This is a genomic window from Myxococcales bacterium (assembly GCA_016703425.1).
Taxonomy (GTDB): Bacteria; Myxococcota_A; Polyangia; order Polyangiales; family Polyangiaceae; genus JADJCA01.
The window spans coordinates 613,338-635,311 of sequence record JADJCA010000009.1 but is presented as its reverse complement, the minus strand read 5'-3'; the positions used below and the strand labels follow the sequence as shown (position 1 = coordinate 635,311).

Annotated in this window: 20 protein-coding genes; 9 read left to right on the top strand and 11 right to left on the bottom strand. The window is 67.3% G+C overall.

Annotation, left to right across the window (positions count from 1 at the left end; genetic code table 11):
* Positions 1–66 precede the first annotated feature (66 nt).
* Both gcvH and gcvT read right to left on the bottom strand, forming a co-directional pair.
* A complete protein-coding gene (gcvH, locus tag IPG50_20405) occupies positions 67–456 on the bottom strand; it encodes a glycine cleavage system protein GcvH (GenBank protein MBK6694547.1) in 390 nt (129 codons plus the stop codon).
* Positions 457–531: 75 nt separating this feature from the next.
* Complete coding sequence (gene gcvT / locus IPG50_20400; GenBank protein ID MBK6694546.1) at positions 532–1,644, bottom strand: glycine cleavage system aminomethyltransferase GcvT; 1,113 nt, start codon at positions 1,642–1,644, stop codon at positions 532–534.
* 91 nt (positions 1,645–1,735) lie between these two features.
* Here gcvT and IPG50_20395 point away from each other — a divergent pair, with 91 nt between their 5' ends.
* The 4 genes from IPG50_20395 to IPG50_20380 all read left to right on the top strand — a co-directional run bounded on the left by IPG50_20395 (position 1,736) and on the right by IPG50_20380 (position 6,239).
* Positions 1,736–2,569: a methyltransferase domain-containing protein gene (locus IPG50_20395; protein ID MBK6694545.1), complete on the top strand. Its 834-nt coding sequence runs from the start codon at positions 1,736–1,738 to the stop codon at positions 2,567–2,569.
* Positions 2,570–2,711: 142 nt separating this feature from the next.
* On the top strand, positions 2,712–4,151 hold the full coding sequence (locus tag IPG50_20390) for a methionine adenosyltransferase (protein MBK6694544.1): 1,440 nt from the start codon (positions 2,712–2,714) through the stop codon (positions 4,149–4,151).
* Between the two features lie 230 nt (positions 4,152–4,381).
* Positions 4,382–5,197, top strand: coding sequence for a hypothetical protein (locus IPG50_20385; GenBank protein ID MBK6694543.1), 816 nt, complete (start codon positions 4,382–4,384; stop codon positions 5,195–5,197).
* Positions 5,198–5,267: 70 nt separating this feature from the next.
* Positions 5,268–6,239 (top strand): transaldolase, encoded by a 972-nt coding sequence (locus IPG50_20380; GenBank protein ID MBK6694542.1) that lies wholly within the window; start codon positions 5,268–5,270, stop codon positions 6,237–6,239.
* A gap of 63 nt (positions 6,240–6,302) precedes the next feature.
* On the opposite strand, the gene IPG50_20375 is transcribed toward IPG50_20380, so the two are convergent.
* The 4 genes from IPG50_20375 to IPG50_20360 form a co-directional block, all read right to left on the bottom strand.
* The gene (locus IPG50_20375; GenBank protein MBK6694541.1) at positions 6,303–9,575 is read right to left on the bottom strand and encodes an efflux RND transporter permease subunit; all 3,273 of its coding nucleotides are present in this window, start codon (positions 9,573–9,575) and stop codon (positions 6,303–6,305) included.
* Positions 9,572–10,741: an efflux RND transporter periplasmic adaptor subunit gene (locus tag IPG50_20370; GenBank protein MBK6694540.1), complete on the bottom strand. Its 1,170-nt coding sequence runs from the start codon at positions 10,739–10,741 to the stop codon at positions 9,572–9,574. The genes IPG50_20375 and IPG50_20370 overlap by 4 nt, the downstream gene beginning before the upstream one ends.
* A 141-nt stretch (positions 10,742–10,882) precedes the next feature.
* Entirely contained in the window at positions 10,883–11,926 is a 1,044-nt protein-coding gene (locus IPG50_20365) for a hypothetical protein (GenBank protein ID MBK6694539.1), read from the bottom strand.
* 193 nt (positions 11,927–12,119) lie between these two features.
* Positions 12,120–13,697, bottom strand: coding sequence for a DUF885 domain-containing protein (locus tag IPG50_20360; protein ID MBK6694538.1), 1,578 nt, complete (start codon positions 13,695–13,697; stop codon positions 12,120–12,122).
* A gap of 86 nt (positions 13,698–13,783) precedes the next feature.
* Here IPG50_20360 and IPG50_20355 point away from each other — a divergent pair, with 86 nt between their 5' ends.
* Positions 13,784–13,984, top strand: a complete 201-nt coding sequence (locus IPG50_20355; GenBank protein MBK6694537.1) for a hypothetical protein — start codon at positions 13,784–13,786, stop codon at positions 13,982–13,984.
* A gap of 132 nt (positions 13,985–14,116) precedes the next feature.
* On the opposite strand, the gene IPG50_20350 is transcribed toward IPG50_20355, so the two are convergent.
* A complete protein-coding gene (locus tag IPG50_20350) occupies positions 14,117–14,377 on the bottom strand; it encodes a hypothetical protein (GenBank protein ID MBK6694536.1) in 261 nt (86 codons plus the stop codon).
* Between the two features lie 358 nt (positions 14,378–14,735).
* Between IPG50_20350 and IPG50_20345 the strand changes: the two genes are divergently transcribed.
* Positions 14,736–15,617: a hypothetical protein gene (locus tag IPG50_20345; protein ID MBK6694535.1), complete on the top strand. Its 882-nt coding sequence runs from the start codon at positions 14,736–14,738 to the stop codon at positions 15,615–15,617.
* Positions 15,618–15,869: 252 nt separating this feature from the next.
* On the opposite strand, the gene IPG50_20340 is transcribed toward IPG50_20345, so the two are convergent.
* Positions 15,870–16,832: an NAD(P)H-binding protein gene (locus tag IPG50_20340; protein MBK6694534.1), complete on the bottom strand. Its 963-nt coding sequence runs from the start codon at positions 16,830–16,832 to the stop codon at positions 15,870–15,872.
* Positions 16,833–17,203: 371 nt separating this feature from the next.
* Between IPG50_20340 and IPG50_20335 the strand changes: the two genes are divergently transcribed.
* The 3 genes from IPG50_20335 to IPG50_20325 all read left to right on the top strand — a co-directional run bounded on the left by IPG50_20335 (position 17,204) and on the right by IPG50_20325 (position 20,202).
* Entirely contained in the window at positions 17,204–17,755 is a 552-nt protein-coding gene (locus IPG50_20335; protein MBK6694533.1) for a hypothetical protein, read from the top strand.
* Positions 17,756–17,939: 184 nt separating this feature from the next.
* Entirely contained in the window at positions 17,940–19,184 is a 1,245-nt protein-coding gene (locus IPG50_20330) for a hypothetical protein (protein MBK6694532.1), read from the top strand.
* Positions 19,185–19,653: 469 nt separating this feature from the next.
* The gene (locus tag IPG50_20325) at positions 19,654–20,202 is read left to right on the top strand and encodes a DUF433 domain-containing protein (GenBank protein ID MBK6694531.1); all 549 of its coding nucleotides are present in this window, start codon (positions 19,654–19,656) and stop codon (positions 20,200–20,202) included.
* 113 nt (positions 20,203–20,315) lie between these two features.
* Here the strand turns inward: IPG50_20325 and IPG50_20320 are convergent, their stop codons facing one another.
* The 3 genes from IPG50_20320 to IPG50_20310 form a co-directional block, all read right to left on the bottom strand.
* Positions 20,316–20,642, bottom strand: coding sequence for a CopG family transcriptional regulator (locus IPG50_20320; protein ID MBK6694530.1), 327 nt, complete (start codon positions 20,640–20,642; stop codon positions 20,316–20,318).
* Entirely contained in the window at positions 20,626–20,895 is a 270-nt protein-coding gene (locus tag IPG50_20315; protein MBK6694529.1) for a BrnT family toxin, read from the bottom strand. The genes IPG50_20320 and IPG50_20315 overlap by 17 nt, the downstream gene beginning before the upstream one ends.
* Before the next feature lie 87 nt (positions 20,896–20,982).
* Positions 20,983–21,702: a hypothetical protein gene (locus tag IPG50_20310; protein MBK6694528.1), complete on the bottom strand. Its 720-nt coding sequence runs from the start codon at positions 21,700–21,702 to the stop codon at positions 20,983–20,985.
* Between the last annotated feature and the right edge of the window lie 272 nt (positions 21,703–21,974).

Genomic DNA, 21,974 nt, shown 5'->3' with positions numbered 1-21,974 from the left:
AGTCGGAGCGCGCGCCCTTAGAACGGCGCGTGGTGCGCCTCCGGCACGCCCTGCTGCGTTGGCGGCTCAGCCGCTCGCGGCGACGTGCGCCGAATAGGCCGCCACGTCCATGAGGTCGCCCGCGTCGCCAGAGGGCGCGATGGCGACCATCCACGCTTTGCCGTAGCAGTCTTCGTTGACCAGCTCGGGCTTTGATTCGAGGTCGCGGTTCAGGCGGACGATCTTCCCGGAGACCGGCGCGTAGAGATCGCTGAGCGTCTTGACGCTCTCGATGGTGCCGAAGGCTTTGCCCTTCTCGATCGTGTCGCCCTCTTTGGCGTCGAAGCTCACGAGCGTGATGTCGCCGAGCTGCTCCACGGCGAACTGCGTGATGCCGACGACCATCTCGGTCGCGCTCGTCTTCGCCCACTCGTGGTCTTTGGTGTACTTGAGGTCCGCCGGGAACTGGTTCGACATGGGCGCTCTCTCTTCTTCTCGCTGGATCGGTTGGTCAGAGGTGAAATCGCAATCGCCTTCGCAAGGGAGGTCGGCTCAGGCCTTCTTCGCCTTGTAGAACGGCACGGGCACGACAACGGCTTCGATGTTCTTGCCGCGGCAGTCGACGAAGAACTTCGTACCGATGGCGGCCATCGCGGCCGGCAAGTAGCCGAGGCCGATGTTCTTGCCGACGGTCGGCGCCGGGCTGCCGCTCGTGCAGAGGCCGACCTCTTTGCCTTCGAGATCGCGCAGCGGGTAGCCGTGACGTGCGATGCCGCGGCCCGTGACCTCGAAGCCCACGAGCTTTCGCGAAAGGCCCGCGGCCTTCACCTTCTCGAGGGCCGCGCGACCGACGAAGTCGCCCTTGTCCATCTTGACGATCCAACCGAGGCCCGCCTCGAGGGGGTTGGTCGTCTCGTCGATGTCGTTGCCGTAGAGCGACAAGCGCGCTTCGAGGCGGAGCGTGTCGCGGGCGCCAAGGCCCGCGGGCAAGAGGCCCAGCGGCGTGCCGACTTCCATGAGGGCGCGGAAGAGCTGGGGCGAATCGTTCCAGGGGCAGAAGATCTCGACGCCGTCTTCGCCTGTGTAACCGGTGCGGGCGACTCGGCATGGGACGCCGGCGAGCGTGGCGTTCTTGAAGTGGAAGCTCCCGAGCGCCGCGAGGCCGGGGCCCTCGCCACCGAGGCCCGCCAAGATGGCGAAGGCCTTGGGGCCCTGGAGGGCGATGAGCGCCGTCTTGTCGCTCTCGTCGGCGAAGTCGCAGTGGTCGACCGACGCCTTCTGGAACACGCCCACGATCTTGTCGCGGTTCGACGCGTTGCAGACGACGAGCATCTCTTCTTCGCCGGTGCGGTAGACGATGAGGTCGTCGAGGATCGTGCCTCCCTCGTTGCAAGCGCAGGTGTAACGCGCCTGGCCGACCGCGAGGCCCATGACGTCACCGGTGACGAGGTAGTTCACGACGGCGCGCGCATGCTCGCCGCGCAAGAACAGCTCGCCCATGTGGCAGACGTCGAAGATCCCGGCGGCCGTGCGCACCGCTTGGTGCTCGGCGGAGATGCCGGCGTATTGGACGGGCATCTCCCAACCGGCGAAGGGCACGATTCGGCCCCCGAGCTTCTTGTGCTCTTCGTAGAGGGGCGTTCGACGGAGGGGTTGTTCGCTCATCGGAAAGGCCTCTTTTGCCTGGGTAGGGCCGTCCGGCACCCACGGCTCTCTGCTCTTACTCCCACCGGCGCCGGAAGGGTAGACTGTCCCCATGGCCACGCCGTGGGATCGCCCCAGCCGCGAATACAACGAGGAGTGGGTGCCGCGCTTCGTTCCGTATCTTCGCGACCTCGTCTCCGAGCTGGCCCTCGACGACGGAGAGCGCGTCCTCGTCCCGTGTTGCGGCACGGGCGCCGAGGTCGTCGCCGTGGCACGGGAGGTCGGCGCCTCGCACGTTCGCGCGACGGAGCTCGACGAGGCCCTCGCCAAGGAGGCCCGCGCGCGCCTCGACGCGGCGGGCTTCCCCGACGCTCAGCTGTCCGTGGCGCCCGCTGAGGACGTCTCGGGCGGCTCTTGGGACGCCGTCGTGTGCGCCTTTGGTCTCTGGCAGCTCGACCACCGGGTCGACGTGCTCCGCGCGTGGCGCGGCGCTCTGACGACGAAGGGCAAGGTCGGCGTTCTGACCTGGGGGCCCCCCGAGGAGCACGACCCGTTCGAGCGGATGATGCGGTGCCTCGCCGAGCGCGAGCCGGCGTTGGCGCTCGTGCCGCCGCGGATTCACTCAGGCCGCGACTCGATGGAGTCCATGTTTGAAGAAGCGGGCCTCAGCCTCGTTCGCCACACGGTGCTCCGCCACACGTTGTCGTTTCCGTCGGCGGAGGCGTTCGTGAAGGCGCTCCGCTATGCGCGGGGCTTCGACGTGGCCTTTGCGGCGCTCGACGAGACGCGCCTGGGCCTCGTCCTGGCGCGATTTTACGAGGAAGTTGGCGGGCCGAGCGCGCCGCTGCCCTGGGATCCGCCGGCCACGCTGGCCATCGCCGCAAACCCCGGCACCGAGGTCACGCTCTTCTCGCGGCCGTCGCTGCGCGCCAGCAAGCCTGCCTGACGGCGCCTTCCGCCAGCGAATGGCGCGAGAAATCCGCTTCGGGCCCCCTTGCTCCCAGGGCTCCGTGCGTGTAGTTCCTTCCGCCTGAACCTCGGGTCATGGCCGGAGCCAATCGGTCGGTCCGAGCCCCGTGAGGAGATCCATGGCGCGTTATCAGTTCACGTCTGAGTCCGTTACCGAAGGCCACCCGGACAAGATCTGCGATCAGATCTCGGACGCGATTCTCGACGGCATTCTTGCCCAGGACCCGAAGGCTCGCGTCGCTGGCGAGAGCCTCGCGAAGACCGGCATGGTCGTCGTCGCCGGCGAGATCACGACGTCCGCTTGGGTCGACATCCCGACCATCGTCCGCAACACGGTCCGCGAGATCGGCTACGTCCACTCGGACATGGGCTTCGACGCGACGACGTGCGCCGTCCTCTCGGCCATCGAGAAGCAGAGCCCGGACATCGCGCAGGGCGTCAGCGAAGGCGAAGGCCTCTACAAGGAGCAAGGCGCCGGCGATCAGGGCCTCATGTTCGGCTTCGCGTGCGACGAGACGCCGAACCTCATGCCCGCGCCCATCGACTACGCCCACCAGCTCGCGCTGCAGCTCTCGCAGATCCGCAAGATGGGCCAGGTTGATTTCCTCCGCCCCGACGGCAAGACGCAAGTCACCCTCGAGTACGAAAACGACAAGCCGGTGCGCATCGACGCCATCGTCGTGTCGAGCCAGCACTCGGAGTCGGTGAAGCACAAGACGCTCAAGGAAGCCGTTGTCGATCTCGTCATCGACAAGGTGATCCCCAAGAAGCTCATGGACAAGAACACGAAGATCCACGTCAACCCGACGGGTCGCTTCGTGGTCGGTGGTCCCATGGGCGACTGCGGCCTCACGGGCCGCAAGATCATCGTCGACACCTACGGCGGCATGGGCCGTCACGGTGGTGGCGCCTTCTCGGGCAAGGACCCGTCGAAGGTCGACCGCTCGGCTTGCTACTACGCGCGCTACATCGCGAAGAACGTCGTCGCCTCGGGCGTCGCGCGTCGCTGCGAAGTGCAGATCGCGTACGCCATCGGCGTCGCGAAGCCCGTCGGCGTTCACGTCAACACCTTCGGCACCGGCAAGGTCTCCGACGAGAAGCTCGAGAAGTACATCCTCGAGCACTTCGACATGCGCCCCAAGGCGCTCATCGACGAGCTCGGCCTCCTCGCGCCGGTCTACCGCCAGACGGCGGCCTACGGCCACTTCGGCCGCGCCGGCTTCGCCTGGGAGAAGACCAACCGCGCCGACGCCATCGCGTCGGACCTCATGGGCTCCAAGGTCAAGGCGGCTCCTGCGGCGGCGAAGGTTGTCGCGAAGGTCGTCGGCAAGGCCTCCGCCAAGACCAACGGCAACGGCGCTCACACCAACGGCGCGACCAACGGTCACGGCGTCAAGGCCGTGAAGGCGGCGAAGAAGCCGGTCGTCTCCGCGAAGCCCGTCGTCTCGGCGAAGCCGGTCGCGAAGGTCAACACGAAGGCCGCGCCCGCGCCCGCGCCCAAGGCCGGCAAAGGCAAGAAGCCCGCGAAGAAGGGCAAGATGCTCGACGCGACGAACTGAGTTCGCGCGCCTCGTCGAGTCGTCCACGAGCCCGGCTGCCAGCGATGGCGCCGGGCTCGCGGCTTTTGTTGGTCCAGTGCAGTGCAGCCGCCCAGGTCGACTTGGTCAGCGGGGCGCGGCCCCCTACGGCCAACTCGGGAAGATCTGGGTTCGCTACTTGCGCACCTTCACCACTTCGCCACGCGATTCCCTTGTGGGTCAACTGGCCTGGCGGTTGCTAGTCCCGTGACATGAGACCCTCCATCCTTTCTTTGCTCCTCACGTGCTCACTCTTCGCCTGCTCCGCGGGCCCAACGCCCGAAGCGGCTACCGATGAAGGCGCCGTCGTTGGCAGCGAGCCGAACCTCGCCCAGTTGCTCTCCGCGACTCGACACGTAAGCAGCCAGCGCGATGGCGCGTACGCCTCGGTCGGGCTGGACCGAAAGGTGAAGGCTGCTATCGCGACGCTCAAGCCCGCGGGCGAGGTAGCCGGCGGGGTCCCGTGCACGCAGCCGGCGACTACCCTCACGTTCGAAGAGATCGAGCTGTCGCCCCTCGCAACGGCGACGATTCAGTGCGGTCGCGGAAGTCTCGCCATCACCAACGGCGCCACTCACGCCATTGTCGTCGACGAAGCTGCTCTGGGCCTCGTCTTTGCGGAAGAGGCGCGCCTCGGCGACGCGATGTGGGAGTGGCACGACGTCACCGTCTGGGGCGGTGAGAAGGAATCCGAGGCGGTCCCCCGCGAGAGGGCCGGCAGCGCTGATCACGGCGCTGCGACTCGAGCAGGAGCCGGTATCGACGATTCCGTCACCGATTGGCGAGAGCACGTTCGCCATCCACCTGAACTCCGTGGGGGAAGCCCGCGGCCTCAACCGCGTCCACGTGTTCGTCAACGCGGCGAAACCCAGCGAGTCCGTTGGCGTCCGTGGCGAAATCGACCAAGGCGAAGGCGCAGTATCACCAGGATCGGCACGATCGTCGTCGACGCGACGCCCTTCCTCCGGATGGTCCCCGCGCTGATGAGGCGGGCGGCGGCGCGGGCCGGCCCGGTGAGCGTTCCGTAGAAGGAAAGAGGCCCGGTGCGAGCCGGGCCTCTGCGCTATCCTCCCCGCTCCACTCGAAGGAGAACGCGCCATGGCCACGCTTTTGGAACAGCTCAAGGGAATGACGGTCGTCGTCGCCGACACGGGCGACATCGAGTCCATGAGGAAGTTCCTCCCGCGTGACGCGACGACGAACCCGTCGCTCATTCAGCAGGCGGCGGGCATGCCCGAATACGCGCCGATCATCGACGAGGCGCTCGTTTGGGCGAAAAAAGAGATGGGCGCCAACGCGTCGCCCATCGCCGTCGTCAAGAAGGCCGTCGATCGCCTCGCCGTCGAGTTCGGCCTGCGCATCCTCAAGATCGTCCCGGGCCGCGTCTCCACGGAGGTCGACGCGCGACTCTCCTTCGACACGGCGGCGACCATCGAGAAGGCCCACTCGCTCATCAAGATGTACGAAGCGGCCGGCACCTCGCGCGACCGCATCTTGATCAAGATCGCCTCCACCTGGGAGGGCATCAAGGCCGCCGAGGTCCTCGAGAAGGAGGGCATCCACTGCAACATGACGTTGCTCTTCGGGATGCACCAGGCGGTCGCTTGCGCCGACGCCAAGGCCACGCTCATCTCTCCCTTCGTCGGTCGCATCCTCGACTGGCACAAGAAGGAGCACAACCGCGACTACGTCGGCGCGGAAGATCCGGGCGTCATCAGCGTCTCGCGCATCTATGCGTACTACAAGCAGTTCGGCATCAAGACGGAGGTCATGGGCGCGAGCTTCCGCAACACCGGCGAGATCGTCGAGCTGGCCGGCTGCGATCTCTTGACCATCTCGCCGTCGCTTCTGGCGGAGCTCGAGAAGACCGAGGGCACGCTCGTGCGCAAGCTCGATCCAGAGAAGCGCGACCCGAAGCTCGAGGCCATGAAGATGGATCAGGCGACGTTCCGCGCCATGCACGAGCAAGATCGCATGGCGAACGACAAGCTCGCCGAGGGAATCGCCGCCTTCAGCAAGGCCCTCGAGACGCTCGAAACGAAGCTCGAAGCGCGCCTCGCGAGCGTCTAAGCTCGCGCCGCCCGGTATCGGGCGAGTCGCGGCACTGCCCCGGCATTCGTTGCAAAGGCCCCGCTACGACGTCGCGGCGGACTCCAGCGGCGGCCCCGACGGCGCCGTCGGGGTGGGCGCGGCTCGCCGCTCGCGCGCCTGCTCGCGGCGGCGCATGAGGAAGAACACCACCGGAACCGTCATGCGTGACAGCGCCAGCGAGGCGATCTCGCCGGCCATCAGGGAGATCGCGAGCCCCTGAAAGATCGGGTCGAACAAGATCACCGCTGCACCCGCGACGACGGCCGCCGCCGTGAGCAGCATGGGCCGAAACCGAATCGCCCCCGCGTCGACCACTGCACGTTCGAGCGTTGCGCCTTCTGCCAGTCGTTGCTCGATGAAGTCGACCAAGATGATGGAGTTGCGCACGACGATGCCCGCGCCAGCGATGAAACCGATCATCGAGGTCGCGGTGAAGAACGCGCCTAGCGCACCGTGCGCCGGCAGAATGCCCACGAGCGAGAAGGGAATCGCGCTCATGATGACGAGCGGCGTCTTGAAGGACTGGAACCACGCAACGTTGAGCACGTAGATGAGGATGAGCACGGCCGCGAACGCCATCCCGAGATCGCGGAAGACCTCGTAGGTGATGTGCCACTCGCCGTCCCACTTCATGGCGAGCTTGTCGCTGAAGAACGGTTGCGTGGCCGTGTGTTGCTCGAGGCGGTAGCCCTCCGGCAGGACCATCTTGTCGAGCTTCGGGCCCAGCGCCAGGATCGCGTAGACCGGGCTCTCGACGGCGCCCGCCACGTCGGCCGTCACGTAGACGACGGGCATGAGGTTCTTGTGAAAGATGCTCTTGTCTTGGAGCGTGCGCTCTACCGTGACCAGCTCACCGATGCTCACGAGCTTGCCGTCTCGGCCCGCCACTCGCAGCGCCCGGAGACGTTCGAGATCAGAGCGCATGGCGCGATCGAGGCGCACTTGGATGGTCACGTCCTCACTCTCGCGCTCGTCGCGTACGAGGCCCGGTGACTCGCCGCTGGACGCGAGGCGGAGCGTTCGTGCGATCTCGACCTCACTGACGCCGCTCAGCGCCGCCTTCTCGCGGTCGACCACGAGCCGCTCCTTCACGAGGTCGTCCTCCACGTAGGTGTCCACATCGACGACGCCCTCACTCTGCTCGAGGAGCTGCTCCACCTGCTTGGCGACGGCGACCTGTCGCTCGTAGTCGGGGCCGTAGATCTCGGCGACCATCGTCGCGAGCACCGGCGGTCCCGGCGGGACCTCCGCCACCTTAAGCCGCGCCTTCGACGCTTCCGCGATGGGGCGGATGGCCTCGCGGACGCGCTTGGCAATGGCGTGGCTCTGAGCCTTGCGGTCTCCCCGCTCCACGAGGTTGACCTGGATGTCGGCGACGTTGGAGCCCTGGCGCATGAAGTAGTGCCGCACCAGGCCATTGAAGTTGTAGGGGCCCGAGGTCCCCACGTACGTCTGGTAGGAGCGGACCTCGGGCTGTTTGGCCACGACGTCAGCGACCGCCTGCGCGACGGCGTCGGTGCGTTCGAGCGATGTGCCCTCGGGCATGTCGACGATGATCTGGAATTCGCTCTTGTTGTCGAAGGGCAGCATCTTCACGCGAACCCACTTCACGGCCACGAGCCCCATGGCGCCGATGAGGAGCACCACGACGCCGCCGAGGAACCACCGCCTCAGGCTGGCAACCGCCAGGAGCGCGCCCATGACGCGGCGGTAGAGCAGGGTAGGGCGTCCTTCGACCTCTTCGTGGCCGTGCTCGCCGCCGCACTTCATGAGTCGAACGGTGGCCCACGGCGTCACGACGAAGGCGACGAGCAGCGAGAAGAGCATCGCCGCCGTCGCGCCGATGGGGATGGGTCGTATGTAGGGGCCCATGAGGCCGCCAACGAAGGCCATCGGGAGGATCGCCGCGATGACCGTCATGGTGGCGAGGATCGTCGGGTTCCCCACCTCGTCGACGGCTCGGATGGCGATGTCCGTCGGGCTGACGCCCTTGTTCTCCGGCAGCCGGCAGTGGCGCGTGATGTTCTCGACGACGACGATGGCGTCGTCGACCAAGATGCCGATCGAGAAGATGAGCGCGAAGAGCGTGATGCGGTTGAGCGTGTATCCGTAGAGCCAGAAGACCGTCAGCGTGAGCGCCAGCGTCGCGGGGATGGCCAACATGACGATGGCCGACTCACGCCGGCCGAGCGTCAGCCAAATGAGCAGCGCAACGCTCACGACCGCGATGCCCATGTGCAAGAGCAGCTCGTTGCTCTTCTCGGCGGCGGTAGCGCCGTAGTCGCGCGTGAGCGACACGCGAACGTCGCCGGGGATCAAGGACCCCTTCTGCGAATCGAGCTTGCGCGTGACGTCCGCGACGACGTCGACGGCGTTCAGGCCCTTGTGTTTTGCGATGGAGAGCGTCACCGCGGGCGCGGGGCCGTCACGGGCGGCTCGCTCGTCGTCCACGGCGGCGCTGCCAGCGCCAAATCGCACGTAGGTCGACGGTTCGTCGGGGCCATCCACGATGCGCGCGACGTCCCTCACGAAGACCGGGTGGCCGTCGCTCGCTGCCACCACGACGTTCCCGACGTCGCGGGCGTTGGTCAGCACCGAGCCCACCTCGAGCAGGAGCTCGCGATCACCGGTGTTCATCGCTCCCGCAGCGACCCGCTGGTTGGCGGCGCCCATCGCGTTGGCGACGAGGACGGGCGTGACACCGCGAGCGGTCATGGCTTCCGGGTCGAGAAGCACGCGCACCGAACGACGCTCGCCGCCGGTGATCGATACCTCGCTCACTCCGGGGACCTGCTTGACGTGTTGGCCAAGCTCGGCGGCCACGCGCCGCAACTCGTAGCCCGAGTAGCGGGTGCTCCATAGCGTGATCGCGAGAACGGGGACGTCGTCGATGGACCGAACCTTGACGAGCGGCGCCGAGGCGCCCGGGGGGACGATGTCCATGTGGGCCGCGAGCTTTTGCTGGAGGCGCACCATGCTCCGCTCTTCGTCCTCGCCGACCTTGAAGCGAACGATCACCGACGAGAGGCCGGGGCTGGAGGTCGAATAGACGTATTCGACCCCCGGGATCTCCCACAGGAGGCGCTCGAGCGGTTTGGTGACGCGCTGTTCGACCTCCTTGGCGGAGGCGCCAGGCATGCGCACGAAGACGTCGCTCATGGGGACGACGATCTGCGGCTCCTCCTCGCGCGGAAGCTTCCAGACGGCGAGCGCGCCGAGCAACACCGATGCGACGAGCAAGAGTGGCGTCAGCTTGGAGTGGATGAACGCGCGCGCGAGTCGGCCAGCGGCGCCGAGCTTGATGGGGGCGGTCACAGCTTTGCTCCGAGGCGAGCGCCGTCCTTCGCGCCGGTTCCGGGAGCGCCTACGACGCGCTCACCGGGACCGAGCCCCGAAAGAATCTCCGTCCACGGTCCCTGCGTTTCCCCGCGCGTGACCATCCGCAGCCTCAGTCGATCGCCCTCGGCGACGAAGACGCGATCGAGCGCTCCGAGCGAGGTGATGGCCGCCGTGGGGACGACGAGCCGCGACTTCTGCCCCGTTCGGAAGGTGACGCGCGCGAACATGCCAGGCCGCAGCCCCTGGGTCTCTTCGGGGAGGTCGACCTTCACGAGAAACGCGCGGGACGCGACGTCCACGGCAGGCACAACTTCGGAGATCTGTCCCGTGGCGGGCGCGCCGGTGGCACCGACGTCGACGGTCACGGCGTCGCCCAAGAGGACGCTCGCCGCGCGCGACTCCTCAACGTACGTCTCGACGCGCAGCCTGCCGTCCTGCTCGAGGACCAAGATGGGCATGCCCGGCGTCGCGAGATTGCCCGGGTCCGCGCGGCGCTCGATGACGCGCCCCGCGAAGGGAGCCGTGATGCGCGCGTAGTCGAGCGTGGCCTGCGCCTCACCGACCTCGGCCTTCGCTTGGTCGATGCGGGCCGCCGACGAGCGAACGCGCGCCTCGGCCATCGCTTCCTGCGCCGCGGCGGAGCGCCAACGCGCCTCGGTGTCGTCGAACTCCTGGCGAGACACGGCCTTCTCCGCGAACAAGGCCGCCGCGCGGTCGTGGCTGGTCTTCGCGATGCGCGCCGCGACCTGGGCCGCGCGTAGCGCGTTTTCGGCCTCCGTCTTCGCTTCAAGCGACTGCTCAAGGCCGGCGCGGGTCCGCCGAACGCCTGCCGCGACGTCGTTGGCTTCAAGCACTGCGAGAAGCTGGCCCGCGACCACGCGAGCGCCGGGCGTTACGGCAATCGTGCGCACGTAGCCTGTCGTCTTGCTCGTGAGGACTGCCGTCGAGCGACCACGGACCGTGCCGCTCGTGCGATAGAGCGTGTCGAGGAGCTCCTCGCGTGCGGGGGCCAGGTTGAGCGCGTCGGCGCCGAGCACGGGGACTGGCGGGCCATCGGTCGTGGGGGGGTGGCCGCAAGCGACCAGGTGAGGGAGCGCGGTGAGGAGCACCCACGGCATCGAGGTTCGGAAGGTGAAGGCCATACGTCGTCGGAGTTCGAGCCCCCAACGAAGCAGAAGGATTCGCGCGCCACCGAAAATGGCGGCGCGGGCCCTCCCTTTTTTGCGAGAGGACGGTGGAGGAGCGCCGCGGGCGCGGGGCGCCAGGCGTTGCGCACGCGACCGTCAGGGGCAGGTGACGGCGGCGAAGGTGAAGCCACCTACGCTGGAACCCGAGTGGGTGACGCCAATCGGCGTGAGGGCGCCTGTCGTCACATTGACGGTCACGAGATTGAACGGATTGGACCCCGCCAGCTGCCAGGCGTACACAGTCGACGTCGTCGGGTGGACCGCAATCCCTGTCAGCTGCGCGTTGCCAGCCGCGGGCCAGACGGTGGTCGGCGCGCTCGTCGTGGCGTTGATGGAGCTGAAGGCGGACGACCACGTTCCCGAGAGCGTCGCATCGACGGCGAGGAGCGAGCCCTGGTAGGGCGTCATGAGGTCAATGTCACCCGCGCTGGAGCCCAGCACGGTGAGCGCGCCCGTGGTGACGTTGACGCTCGCGAGCGCCTCGCTAGCGTTGTCGACGCCGTTCTGACTAAGGGCCACGTAGAGCGGGCTGCCGTTCCCACTGAACGCCAAGCCCTCGGGGAGTGTCACCGTTCCTCCCGCGATCGACAGCGTGGGGCCCGAAGTGACGACGCCCGTGCACGGATCGACGGTCACCAGCCGGTAGCTGGGGCCCGCCTCCACCACGAGGCCGAACATGGTGGTCCCGTTGAAGGCAAGGCGATACGGCTCCGGCGAGATGGAGCCCACGATCGCCTGCGCCGCCGTCGCCAGGTTGAAGCGCACGAGCATTCCGTCGTGCGTCGCAAAAAGCGCGGGGGCGGGGCCCGCGTCGGCTGCGTCGGCTGCGTCTGTGGACGGCGCATCGGCGCTCGCATCGGTGCTCGCTTCGAGCGCCGCGTCGGGGCCCGCGTCGGAGCTCGACTCTACAGCGGCGTCCTTGGGCGCGGTCGCATCGGCGGCGGCATCGATCGCCGACGCCTCGGCGACGCCCGTGTCGCTCGTCGACGTGCCATCCGTTCCCGCGTCGAGTCGAGCCGCGTCGAAGGATGCGTCCACCGTCGCCGGTGTTACGGACGGGTCCTCGTCGTCGCCACAGGCCACGGCCGCGAGGAGCGCGGCCAAGCTGATCACGACCCCACCCCCAAGACGGATCTTCATCCCCGCTGCGTAACAGGCCCCGGCACAGGCGTCACCCCCCGCGAAGCGTGGGGCCCAAGTAGGGCTTCCGTTGCCGCCGTGTCCTGGTCGGCGCGTCGTTCGATAGCGGGTCGAGGTCGCGGGCTCAGGAGCGCACGAGCTGCCTGGTGGCAGCTCGCGCGGAGGTGCTGGCCCATAGGCACCCCGTAAGCCCTCACTTCATCGACTTGGCAACCTCGTCGACGAGCGCGAGCGAAGCTCCCGACAATTCGAGCATCGTCTTGTTGAAGGCCTTCTCGGAGAAGGCCGCGCCAAGCCGGGCCTTGGTGTCCTCTTTGGCCTTGCGGATCCCTTCGGCTCCAACGCGGTACGCAAGCGCCTGCCCTGCAAAGGACGCGTAGCGGTCGACCTCGAACTCGATCTCGTCGTCGGCCATCGTGAGGCGATCTTTCATGTATTGAATCGCTTGGTCACGCGTCCAGTCCTTCGCGTGGATCCCGGTGTCGACCACCAGCCGCACGGCCCGAAGCATGAGGTTTCCTTGGGCCCCTAGGCGCGCGAGGGCCGTACCCCGGACGGTTCCCTGCTTGTAAGCGTTTGGCTGTTCGAGCCGAATCATTTCCGCGTAGAGGGCTGCGCCCTCGACCACGGACGTGGAGCCAAAGAGCGACCCATACGGCGAGATCGCATTGGCCTGCAGGCCCTTGGCCGCAACGTCTTGCAGGTAGTGCGTGAACTCGTGCGTCACGACCGCGTCGTGCTCGAAGGCCGGCTTGTCCTTCGTGAAGATCGTGAAAGTGTCGCTTCCGATCACGTAGTAGGCGGACCCGGCGCGATCGTCGACGTAGTCCACCGAGGGCGCGGCAACGGTCGTCCCCAGCCCCCAGACGTCGTCCACCCACTCGGACTTCAACAGCGACGCCACGACGCCGTCCACGTGGGTCTTCGCGGCCGCCGGGGTCGCTGGCGTCCACTCGGGCTGCGTCTGGATCTTCGCGAGCGCGTCGCTGAGCTTCGTGTCGGTGATCGACAACGCGGTCAGGTTCGTGCGCATCGCGGTGTCGAGCTCGGACACGCGTTGAAGCCCGAGCGCGTGGATGTCGTCGACCGAGAGCGTCGACCCGGTGTGGACCTTGACCTGGCTCGCGTAGAACGTCTTGCCAACAGTGCCCATGGCGCCGTACCCGAAGGTGGTGCGCGCGCTCGGAAGGATCTTGGTCTCGAGCTCGGCCGCGTGCTTGAGGATGGCCGGGACGACGACCGTCTCGACGATGGTGTTGACGAGCGGCTGCCATGCGTCTTGGTCGGTCTGCGACACCGAGTCCTCGAACACCAACGCCGCGAAGGGATTGTCGGCCACAACCCCGTAGTAGGTCTTGAGGTTGGCGATGGACGCCTCGACGATGGGCTTGGAGGCCACGAGCCCTTTGGCTGCGCCGGCCACGAGGTTGTCCGTCCTCTGCTGCAAGTACCGGGGGATTTCCTTGTACTTCGCAATGAGCGCGTCGATGTCGGCTTTGGCGCGAATCGTCTGGACCTGGGGCGTCAAGGACAAGTTGTCGACGACGTCCACGAGGTTGGACTGCTCCCAAAGCTCAGTGGTCGCATCACGTCGAGCAAGCGCGTCGAACAGGGAGCTCAAGGCTTTGTCATGCTCGATCTTCTCAACGAGTGTGAGCTTGGTGACATCTATCGTCTTGAGCTTGACGTCGAGGGCGGCGCAGCGGCCGTAGTACTTGGTGAACTCCGCCGGAGAGAGGTCGTCGAGCACGGCGTCGAACGTCGCGAACACCTGCGCTGGCTGCCCACGAAGGTGAGTGGCGGATGTGCTCGGCGAAGACGGCCTTGATGATGTCGCGCGGTGCCTGAAGCGCATCGATGTCCGGATACGCCGACGGCGTCGACGCGTCGACGACCGGCGTGTTGGGCGTCGGCGGCGTCGGCGGCGTCGGCGGGGACTCGACTTGCGGGGTGGTGTTCTCGCCGGTGGCGTCTTCGCTGCACGCGAAGAGCCCAAGGACCATGACGGCAACGAACGACAACGAACGCGGAGCGATGAGTTTCATAGGTCTCTTCTGATGCACGGGTGTTCGAGGGGGGCCTGTTTCATGAGAAGAACGCGCTCCGCAGGCGTGCGTCGCGGTCCGTCGGGGACGCGGGACTCTTGATTGGCGGGTCGCGCGCTGCTTGCGGCCGCGCCCCGCCGGTCAATCACTTCCAGGAGCACCCGTTGCCGCAGCACCGGCCGATGTACCAGCACGTGCCGCACTGGCTCCGGCACGTCGTCAAGCTCGTGTACTCGCGGCCGCAAGTGCCTTCGTACCGGTTGGTGCACACGGCTTGCGTGTCGAGGTTGGACTCGACGTCGACGGTGACTTCGTCGTCGGAGACAGACGACTCGGGCGGCGTGGCGCCGCAGGCGACGGAGGCGCAGGCGAGGAGCGAGGCGAGCAAGAGAACGAGCTTGTTCATCGAGACCTTTCGGAGCTTCGGGCACAGACGGCCGTTGCGGTGTGGACTTGCCCGGCGCGAGGCGAACTGATCTCAGTAAAGAAACGCGATCGTTTTTATGCCTCCCAACGGCCCTCGACGCAGGCGCCGGCGTGATGAGAGACGTCGAAGCCCCGCGATCGAGAGCGAGAGCGAGAACGAGCTCGCCGTCTTCCGCGGCCAGCCGGTTTGCGCACGACGTGAAAAGTCCCTGTCGCCCAGGGCGCACGCACTGTGAACGCGTGATGACCCCTCGCGTCGTTCCTCTCAAAGTTCTCGCACCTTCAGCGGTCGGCGGGGGGCCTTGTGGCGGGCACGCAGGTTGCGTAAGGCGCGCCCCATGCCCCTGAACCGAGTTCGTGTCGTTGGCGTCGCTGGCGCTGCCCTTTCCCTGGTCCTCATTGCCTGTAGCGGCGGCTCCGGCTCTGGCGGTGGCGGTGGTGTTACCGCCACCGGTTCGCCCGTCCCCGCCGACCAGATCGGCAAGGCCTACGTCCAGAAGCTCTGCGCGGCCATCCAACCTTGTTGTGCCCAGAATGGCTTCGCCGATGACTTCAAGACGTGTGAGCAAGGCGCCGCGGCCGTCCAGGCAGAGCTCGACAAGGAGCGCACCGAGCACCCCGAGTACGTCTACGACGCGCAGAAGGCGGGCAACTGCATCGCCAAGATGGCGGCCGCCCTCAGCACGTGCGCGCCCAGCAAGTCCGCGTTCGACGAGGATGACGATCCGGATTGCGAGGGCCTCCTCCGAGGCAACAACACCCCCGGCCAGTCCTGCAAGTCGTCGAGCGATTGCGGGCTGGGCGCGTATCGGTCCACGTGTTTCCGCCAGGGCACCAGCCCAAGCGACGAAGGCGTCTGCATCGCGCTCAAGGCCCCGACCGAGGGCGACTCGTGCATCACCACCGGCGTGGTGCCGAAGGCCGACACCACGTACGCATCGTGCGGCGTCGACCCCACGCTCCAGTGCGACCCCGAGACCAAAGCGTGCAAGAAGCTCGTGGTCAAAGCACTCGGCGACGCCTGCATCGGGTCGGGCCTCGAATGTGGCTCGAGCGCCTATTGCGACTCCGCGACCAAGAAATGCACGGCCAGGCTGAAGGCGGGCGCTTCTTGCGATCCCGCTGCGACGGCGGCGTGCGAGACCCGCTGCGACTCCGACACCAAGAAATGCCTGACCAACGAGATCCGCAAGAAGGCCTGCGCGGGCTCCCTCGGCTGAAGGCCTCGCTTCGGCGGAACGAGCGCCGAACTGACGTGCCTGCGGAACACCGACGACGCGACGCTCACGCGCTGGCTTCGCGAGCCTGCAACGGTGGCGACCGTCGCCGAGGTCTTCGCCGAAGGGTGACCGCACGCCTTCCGCCCCAGGTTTAGCCTCCGGCTGGCCACGAGCCGGACGAAGAGCGGATTGCCGTACCCGCGCTCAGGGGTGAGCGCCTAGGCCGTCCGCTAGACGTCGTTGATGGTGGCGTCACGCAGGAGCCGGTAGTCCTGCGCCGCTTGCCACTAACGTGCGGGCGAGATGGCGAATGTGCGCCACCAGGGCTCGTTCCGCGTGGGCCGGCCCGCCGGTGAGCCGCTCGAGCCGTTCGGTTCGGAAGCGGGGGATCGCACGTTCCGCGTCTTGCGTAACGACGTGCACCTCGCTCGTCGAGCTCAGGCACTCCACCACCAGCTGCGCAACACGTTCCCACGTGATGATGTCCCGATCGACGCATAGGTAAGCGGGAAGGGGATTCGGCGCCGCGGTGAGGAGGCGGACCACGTTCGCGACGGTGGACACATCCGAGAATTGACGCCCGTCGTCTCGCCTTGCCTCGATGGGACGGCCCTCCACGGCAGCAGCCACCATCTCCGCGATGCGATCAGGGCTCCGAAAGGAGCCATCAGCGAACGCTGGCGGACCGACAACGGGGCCGGGACGAACCACGACACCTGTCATCGGGTGGACGGCGCACGCGGCGCGGAGGAACAGCTCTCCCGCTGCCTTCGTGGCGCCGTAGAGATCGCTGGCGCCTAGGCAGCTCTCCTCGCACATCTCGCTCGAGAACGGGCGGTGCACGGCCGCCGACGAGATGTAGATGCACCTCTTCACGCCGACGCTTCCCGCCGCGTCGAATAGCCTCGCTGCGACGGCGACGTCTCGCACGTCGAGCTCCGCGCGGGGATCACCCCAGAGCAGCGCCGCATGCACGCACGCATCGTGCCCCGGCAGCGCGTCGGCAACGCGCGCGCCGTCTTCGAGGTCCGTCAGGGCGATGCTCAGCCGACGATGCTCTGCGAATGGCCCTAGCTTGCCTGGCGACCGCACCACCGCAGTGACCTCGTGCCCGGCCTCGAGCAGGTCGCGCAAGATGTGGAGGCCAACGTATCCGCCAGCGCCTGTCAGGAAGGTTCGAATGAGACTGCCTCGGCTACGGGCGCCGGCCCGCATGCCTCGATGAAGATCAGGCGCTTGTGTACCGCGAAGAGGCCGCGAATGCAGCCGTCGTCGGCACGTCTCCTCGTTGGCTCCCCGACCTGGGTTTCTCTTCTGTTCGTTGCGAGCGGTCGCAAGAAGGACCCCAGGACGGGGCGTGCCGCCCTCAGCGGGCTGCGCCGAGTACCTCGCGACACCGACCACCGCGACGACAGTCCCATCCGGCGCGCTCGCGATGGTCGGGTTCGACTTCGGGCCGCGGTGCGCCGCAACGGTGGTCCATTTGGACGAGCGAAACGCGTACCTCGTCGCGGCTCGGCACTGCCTCGTTCGTGTTGGCGTACCGCCGAGCCGCGCACGCGTGTACCTGCCCCGCGAAGACAAGGATGGAATGTTCTGGGAGCCGCGGCCCATTCGTCGCGTCTTCGTCGGCCCGGGCGGCGAACACGTGGAGCCGTGGGACGACTTCGTCTTCGATCTCGGCGATTGGAGCGTCCTTGAGGTCGAGCGCGATCCCACCATGGTCGCGATCCCGCCTGTCGTGGACCCACTACCGTGCGCTGCTCGCAGTGAGCGACCCTGCGGCCCGCGCCTTCTACGAGATCGAGGCCGAGCGCGAGAACTGGTCGACGCCCCACCTTGAGCGTCAGATCTTCATGTCCCCTCTTCGGCGTCGCGAAGCTCGGCACGAACCTGCTCGAACAGCTCGGGCGGCGGAGGGTTGCGTCCCATCTTTCCGAACAACTGAAGGGCCTACCGGTATCGCTCCGCCGCGCGGGCGCCGAAGCCCCTGTGAACGTCGCACCGGGCGAGCCCGAGCAACGCTCTCGACCGGAGTGCCGTCACATCCGACTCGGGCACGTCCGCACAGATATCGCTGGCCCGTCGATAGAGCGAGGCGGCAGACTCGCACGTGCCATCCTCGTCGGCGGTCGTGAAGATCGGCGCGGCTCGGCTCGAACGGCTGTCAAAACTCGCACTTGGAAGTCACGGCTTCCGCCCACGGCGCTCGAGTCGTCCCCGCGGGCCGCGGCGTCGCGCCCGCGGTGCGCCCTCATCGTTCGCACCAGTCTTCGATGCGTGGGGGGGAGGGCACGACCGGTGGACGCGTTACCCTGAGCCATGGCCGACGCGCTCGACGCCGTTCCGTGGTCGACCCTCGAGGTCCTCGAGGGATCGCCCGACGACCTTCCCATCCTCCTCCGGAAGATGCGAGGAGGATGGACGCCGACATCGCGCTTCGACGGACCCACGACCGACCCGGGCGACCTGCTCTACATGGCGATCGCGGAGCTGGGGTCGACGCAGGGAACGTGCCTCACGAGCGCCGCACCCGACGTCGCGTCGTTCCTGGTGGACGACGTGGACCACCTCGAAGGAGACAACGCCGTGTCGGTGCTCTCGATGTTGAGCGTGATCGCGCACGGCATCGGATGGCGCTCGGGAAAGGTCGACGACGAGCTCACCAAACGGTGCGCGACCGCCGTCGAACGTGGATACGCGTCATACGTTCGTCGGCTGAGCGATCCCTCTCCGGGAGTGCGCGAGTTTGCGGCGAGGCTCGTCGGCGCGTACCCCGCGCGAGCGCGTGAGGCGTGTCACGAGGTCGAGCGTCGCCTCTTCGTCGAGACCGAACGCCACATCGCCGAGATCTTGCTGAACGCTACGTGGGTCCGAGACGGCGGGCTCTCGTCGGAGACACTCGGCGAGCTCGCGCGCTCCGAAGCCGTGGTCTCTCCGGCGGCGGCGCTCTTGCTCGCACGCCGTGATTCGGACCCGGAGGTCGTTGCGTCCGTCGTCGCGCGGATCGGCCAGGCGTGGCCGTACGCGAAAACGAGCGAGATCGTCTGGCACCTGGCGAATGCGCCGGAGGACGCAGTGTTTCCACCTCTCCTCCGCACGTTTCAGAATGCGACGCACGAGGCCGCGTGGGACGTCGCGAAGTCGCTGCTCTGGGTCGTGGCGCGTTCGCGTCTCGGATCGCACCCGCCGCGACCTCCGCGACCGATGGTGTTTGTCGACGCGAGGATCGGGGAGGAGGGGAGGACGATCCCCGTCTTCGACGCGTCGCCATGCCCGGAAGACACCACCGAGCCTTCGGCGACGACGTACGAGGTGATGAAACTGGTCCAGTCCTGGAGCGGTCGCGACGAGAGCGACTTCGCCGACGCCCTCGCTTGGGCGGTGAACATCGCGCTGCCGGTCCCCCCGGCCGATCTTCGACCGGCGGAGCGCGCCGCACTCGAGGCGATCGCCGAGAATCCTTGGTACTGGAGCGCGAAGATCGACGGGACGGACACGAGCGATCTTCTCGAGGTGTTCGGCTTTCCGCGCGAGCGAGAGGCGGTCCTCGCGCTCCTCGAGTGACGCGGGGAAGGGATCACCCCGCGCGTAGCCGGCGGTATCCTCTGGGTTGGCCCTCGTGAGCTTCTTCAATACGTATCGCCGAATCGGTCGCGGGCAGAGCGTGAGCCATGCGTGGATCGAGCTTCACCGCCTCGTCGAGCGTATGCGCGCACGTTCGGCCTCCGCTTCGGGTTCGTCTTCGATGAGCTCGGGTCGCGCTTCGACTTCGCGCGCGCGCCGCGCGAGCGCTGGCCGAACCTCGCGACGATCAAGGCCGCCACACGCTTCCTCTACGGCGCACGCGCGGCGCTGCTCTCGCCGCTTCGTTTGCGTCGCTGGCTCTGGCCCGGCCGCGATTCCGCACGCCTCACGCGATGGCCGACCCATCGCGCCCGACGTGGCGTTCTCGGGCTTGGGCTACGGTCGCGGGACCCCAGCGCTTGCTACGACCAACGGGGGCCCTATACTGTTCCCTGTACAGGAAAGAATTATGCCGAAGGCCCTCTCCGCCGCCGAAGTCGTCGCGTTCACCGGGCTCGAAGAGCGCCGCGTGCGGAAGGACGTGGAGTACGGCTTCTTCGGCTCGGCGAGCCCGCCGCGCTTCGAGCTTCCTGCGGTGGTCTACTTTCGAGCCGTGGCCGAGCTTGGTTTCGACCTCGGCGTGGAAGACCGGAAGAAGCTCTACCTTCTCATCCGCGACGCTCTCAAGGCGAAGCCTCCTCCCGCTCGCCTCGCGCTAAGCGCCATCACCGAGCTCAAGCTCGGCGACATCGTGAGCGACGTGAAGCGAAAGCTCGAACGCTTCGAGGCGTGGAAAGCGAAGCTCGCCGTCGACGAACGCGTCTTGGGAGGAGAGCCGGTCTTCTCAAAGAGTCGCCTCGCCGTTCGCCAAGTCGGCGGCATGTTGCTGAAGGGCGCGTCGCCCGCGCACGTGCGCGAGGACTACCCCTACCTCAAGGACGAAGACCTCGAGTTTGCGAGGCTTTACGCGCTCGCTTACCCGCGAGTCGGTCGCCCTCGTGAAGCTTCTGCTCGATGAGAACATTTCGCCCAAGGTGGCGGAGAAGCTAGATCAAGGGCACTCGGGTCCCCGTCTCCGTCGTGCTCGACAACCTCGCTGCCGGGCTCTCCGAGGCGGAGATGAGCACGCACTCACGCAGCGTGGTCGAGCCAGGCGAGGATCGCCCGCCTCAGCGCGGCATGGAGCGAGATGCCCTCCTTCTTCGCGCGCCGTTCGAGCTTCTCCCAGACATCGTCGGGAAAGCGGACCGATCGCGGCGAGGTGCCTCCGACCTCTTCGAGCTTGCGTGGACGACCGCGCCCGACCTGGACGGTGATCCCTTCCTTCGCGATGCGCGCAGCGTAGGGATTCGAACGCGCCCGAACCTTGGTGAAGTCCACCTCCGGGATGTCCTTGAGAGACGCCTTCGAGGGCTCCTGATGCTTGCTCTTCGGCTTGGTCTTAGTCGCCTTCTTCATAACGCCTCCGTTCTGCACGGGTAGCCATCCGCGCGCTGATGAGCCGGATCTCGTCGTCGTGCCTCTCGATGAAGACCGTGACGAGCACGCGCTCGGTAAAGGACATGCCGATGAGGAGCGCCCGCTCTGGATGGGCGTCGTCATCCACGATGATGGCAAGCGGGTCGGCGAAGGACGTGACCGCCTCTTCAAAGGGGATGCCGTGCTTCTTCCGGTTCGCGCGAGCTTTCGTCGGGTCCCAGACATAGCGCACGAGGAAAGTGTATTACACTAGTGAAGCGGCGCAAGCGCGTCGCAGAGGTCTCCGCGCTCCGCCCTGGGAGCAAGCCAGGCGAGGTATCTACCTCGGGGCGGCGCTCGAGGTGCCCGCTGGCGGCGGAGGTGTCGGGGACGAGGAGGATGACGCGGCCGGGGCGGTGGGAGGCGCGCCCGGCGGCACGACCTGGGTGCGCGCGGCGACGGCTGCGACCCGGACGCGGCGCACGAGATCGACGAAGTCGCTAGCCTGCTTCTTGTGCTCGGCTTTCGAGTCCTTCGCCGACTTGTCGCGCGTGGCTCGCGCCTCGGCTTCGTTGAGCTTCGCTTCAAGCGCGGCGATGCTTGCCGCCAGGTTATCGATGTCACGCGTGATGACATTGATCTGCGCCGCGAGCGCCGCGATGGACTTGTCTAGCTCGGAGATGGAGGCCTCTAGCGTGGCAATGGCTTTGTTGAGGCGCGCCCTCGCTGCGGCTGCGGAGTCCTGCTCCGGGTCCAGCTGGGCCAGCTCGCTGCGCAGCGTGGCCGCCTGCTGTGCGACTCGGGAGCGTTGCGCCGCCACCAACGCCATTTTCTGGCGCGTCGAAGCGACGATGGAACTCAGGCTCTTGAGCTGGTCGCCTTTGGCAATCAAGGACTTCAATTCGTCGGACAGCAATCTCCCGCCGTCGGCATAGTCGGTCGTGCCGGGCGCGGCGATCCAGGTGGCGAGCGACGGGTTCGACTGTGCGCCCGCCAAGGTGGCAATGACGACCGCCGCGACGAGGGCGGCTCCGAAAGACCTGACGAAGCGCATGCCCATGGGAGCCTTCTCGGGGAAAGCTAGCCCTGCGTTCGCAGATCAGCTAGCGCAAAGGCCGCGAGCGTGGTGTTCTGCGGGCAAGGCGAGGCCGGAATGATGAGCGAGCCTTGGTGGGGCCGTCGCCCTTCACGCTGATCTTGCGAGGCTGCTCGGCGGGGGACGTCCTCTCGAACGCGGCTACGGGGAACGCGACCTTGTGCCTCGCCCAAATGACGAGAGCCCCGGAGCCAATGGCGCCGGGGCTCTTCGCTTCGCGTCGCGAGCGGCGTTCG